Origin of the sequence: Bacillus sp. JJ722 (genome assembly GCF_036963345.1) — a bacterium.
Classification (GTDB): domain Bacteria; phylum Bacillota; class Bacilli; order Bacillales; family DSM-1321; genus Bacillus_AD.
Genome location: NZ_JBALMO010000075.1, coordinates 1 through 3,121 on the forward strand (window position 1 = coordinate 1; position 3,121 = coordinate 3,121).

At 36.4% G+C, this 3,121-nt stretch carries 4 protein-coding genes; all 4 read right to left on the minus strand.

All coding sequences use genetic code 11. From position 1 onward, the window contains the following. Positions 1 to 491: 491 nt before the first annotated feature. Positions 492 to 1,505 carry a tRNA (adenosine(37)-N6)-threonylcarbamoyltransferase complex transferase subunit TsaD gene (gene tsaD, locus V7014_RS10925; RefSeq protein WP_335507022.1) on the minus strand — a complete coding sequence of 338 codons (1,014 nt, stop codon included), beginning with the start codon at positions 1,503 to 1,505 and terminating at the stop codon, positions 492 to 494. Beyond that, positions 1,502 to 1,954 carry a ribosomal protein S18-alanine N-acetyltransferase gene (gene rimI, locus V7014_RS10930; protein ID WP_335507017.1) on the minus strand — a complete coding sequence of 151 codons (453 nt, stop codon included), beginning with the start codon at positions 1,952 to 1,954 and terminating at the stop codon, positions 1,502 to 1,504. The genes tsaD and rimI overlap by 4 nt, the downstream gene beginning before the upstream one ends. Before the next feature lie 16 nt (positions 1,955 to 1,970). Then, positions 1,971 to 2,675, minus strand: a complete 705-nt coding sequence (gene tsaB / locus V7014_RS10935) for a tRNA (adenosine(37)-N6)-threonylcarbamoyltransferase complex dimerization subunit type 1 TsaB (protein WP_335507019.1) — start codon at positions 2,673 to 2,675, stop codon at positions 1,971 to 1,973. Beyond that, positions 2,672 to 3,121: tRNA (adenosine(37)-N6)-threonylcarbamoyltransferase complex ATPase subunit type 1 TsaE (gene tsaE / locus V7014_RS10940; protein ID WP_335507020.1), on the minus strand; the 450-nt coding region annotated here is incomplete at its 5' end. The genes tsaB and tsaE, both read right to left, overlap by 4 nt.

Consider the following 3,121-nt stretch of genomic DNA (forward strand, 5'->3'; position numbering starts at 1 on the left):
GCATGCAAGAGATTATCCTGAAAATTAGGATAATCTCTTTTTTGATAACATTATTTTTAGTTTTTTAACCTTAAATTATTTCTTATAACATACTTATTCCGTTATTTTTTCCTATGCTAACTGACGAACTTTTTATATTAAATAATCTTTTCAGAATTCTGTGGATAAGCTTGAAAACGGTCCCATTTTACATGTGAATAACCTGTTTTGCTGTGGATAACTCAACATTTAGTTGTGGATACTGTGGAAAAACCTGTTGAAAGGTTAATTTTTACCGATTTCTAATGTGGACAAAAAAGGGGATAAAAAATGAAAGTTGGGGATATCTATTCTATTCTTAGTAACTTTTGTTGATAATTTTTAACTGGAAAGATAAATAATATCATAGAATAATATTACTTTGTATTGTTTTTATATAAAAAAAGACCTAGAGAAGAAATCATCTCTAGGTCTTTCATCTAGGTTCTCTTATAAAGGACGCTTTCACTTTTCTAAGCTTCTAAATCCAACCCAGGGTTTGCATTTAAATCATACCCCGCCGTTTTTCCTTGCTCAAACGCTATTGTCCCAATTGCTGCAATCATAGCTGCATTATCTGTGCAAAGCGATAATGGCGGAATAACTAAATCAACATCCGGCAATGCTGAGAACTCTGTTTGTAATGCAGCACGTAAGCCTTTATTAGCTGCTACTCCACCTGCTAATAACACTTGTTTCACTTGTAATTCATTCGCAGCTTTCAATGTCTTTGTTACAAGGACATCAATTACGCTATTTTGAAAGCTCGCTGCTAAATCTGCTGGTTCAATATGCTCTCCACGTTGCTCTGCATTGTGAATTGTATTAATAACAGCTGACTTTAAACCACTAAAACTAAAATCATAAGAACCTTCTTCTAACCAAGCTCGAGGTAATTTAATAGTCGGGTTACCTTCATGCGCTAATCTATCAATATGAGGGCCACCTGGGTAAGGTAAGCTTAATGTCCTCGCAACCTTATCATAAGCTTCTCCAGCGGCATCATCACGCGTTTCTCCTAGCACTTTAAATGAACCATGCTCTTCCATATAAACAAGCTCTGTATGCCCCCCAGAAACCACTAATGATAGTAGAGGAAACTTCATCTCTTTTACTAGTCGATTCGCGTAAATATGCCCTGCAATATGATGCACACCTACAAGTGGAATACTATGCGCAAAAGCTACAGCCTTAGCTGCATTTACACCAATAAGAAGTGCTCCTACAAGACCTGGTCCTTCCGTTACAGCAATAGCATCAATATCTTCATAACCCAAATGTGCTTGCTCTAATGCCTCTTCTAAAACAACGGTCATTGACTCTACGTGGTGACGAGAAGCAATTTCTGGAACAACACCACCAAAACGTTTATGACTTTCAATTTGGGATGCCACAACATTAGCTAAGATTTCCGTCCCATTCTTTACAATGGCTACTGCTGTTTCATCACAACTTGTCTCAATTCCTAAAATAATTGTGTCTTTCACTCTATATTCACCCACATTACAATCGCATCCTCTTGATTATCACTATAATAATTTTTTCGTATCGCACCATCTTGAAAACCAAGCTTTTTGTAAAGAGATTGTGCAACAATATTACTTACTCTCACTTCCAAGGTCATTCTTTCAATATGAACTTCTCTACATTTATCAATCATCTTATTCAATAGCGCTTCTCCTAAACCTCTTCCACGATATTGAGGAAGAACCGCTATATTCGTAATATGTGCCTCGTCAATCACTAGCCAAGCCCCACAATATCCAATGATCTTTCCTTCTTCTTCTAACACTATATATGTAGCGAATTGATTCTGATGAAGTTCGTTAAAGAAAGCTTCTTTAGTCCACGGCACAGTAAAACATTCATGTTCTAATTCAATAATTTCATCTAAATCCTTTTCTTCCATATAACGAAAAGAAAGTGTATGGCTCATGTTTATTCCATCCCTTTTATTGATCCGATTTATTTTTCTGTTGTTGAAGCCAATTAGCTTCGGCCTCAGCAAGACGAATATAATTCGGAACAAACTCATGAACATCCTCTGCGGGTAGATCTCTTCCTATCAAAGCCAATTCACTCGGTCTTGGATTTAGTTGAGCCATATCTGCAAATACAGCACGTTCTCCTAGAATCGATTGCAATGTCTCCTTATGAATAGGTGTATCATTACCGATAAAAATAATATTTTGTTCCAATGTTAGTAGTTCTTCAGCCCAATCGCTACTTTGAACAATTATATCTTGCTTCACAGATTTTATCTGACCATCACGGCCTTCATATAACCCCGTATAGATTTGTCCTCTTCTCCCATCAAATAGCGGTGAAATATAACCTTGAAAAAATTTGCCGTTAGTAGCTAACACTTCTAAACTTGAAACACCACTAATAGGAATGTTTAAAGTCCATGCAAGTGTTTTAGCAATCGTAACCCCTATACGAACACCTGTATAAGAACCCGGCCCTTTTGCTACAACAATTTTATCAAGATCAGCAGGTTTCATATCGCAATCATTCATTAATCTTTCAATGGCTGGCATTGCTCGAACCGAATGATTTTTCTTTAAGTTTGATATGTACTCTCCAACTACTTGATCACCATCGAGTAATGCGACCCCAAGTGCATAGTTTGATGTGTCAATGGCTAGTATTTTCATGAAATAATCTCCTTACATAAATCAACATACTTTTCACCGATTGGTTTAAAAACGATTTTTCTTTCATCATCACCAATATAGAATATTTGAATACTTAATAATTCATTTGGAAGTTGATCTTGGATAAGATGAGCCCATTCTACAACCGTTACACCTTCACCTTCAAAGTACTCGTGAAAGCCAAGATCCTCAAATTCATCTTCAATTCGATATACATCCATATGATACAACGGAAGTCTTCCTTTATATTCTTTAATGATTGTAAATGTAGGGCTGTTAACATTCTTCGTAACACCTAACCCTTTTGCCAACCCTTTGGTGAAAGTCGTCTTTCCAGCACCAAGATCGCCTTCTAAAGTAATCACAGATCCTTTTGGTACTAATTCACCTAGCTTAACAGCAATCGCAGAGGTTTCCTCTGCACTATATGTTAGTACTTCATATTC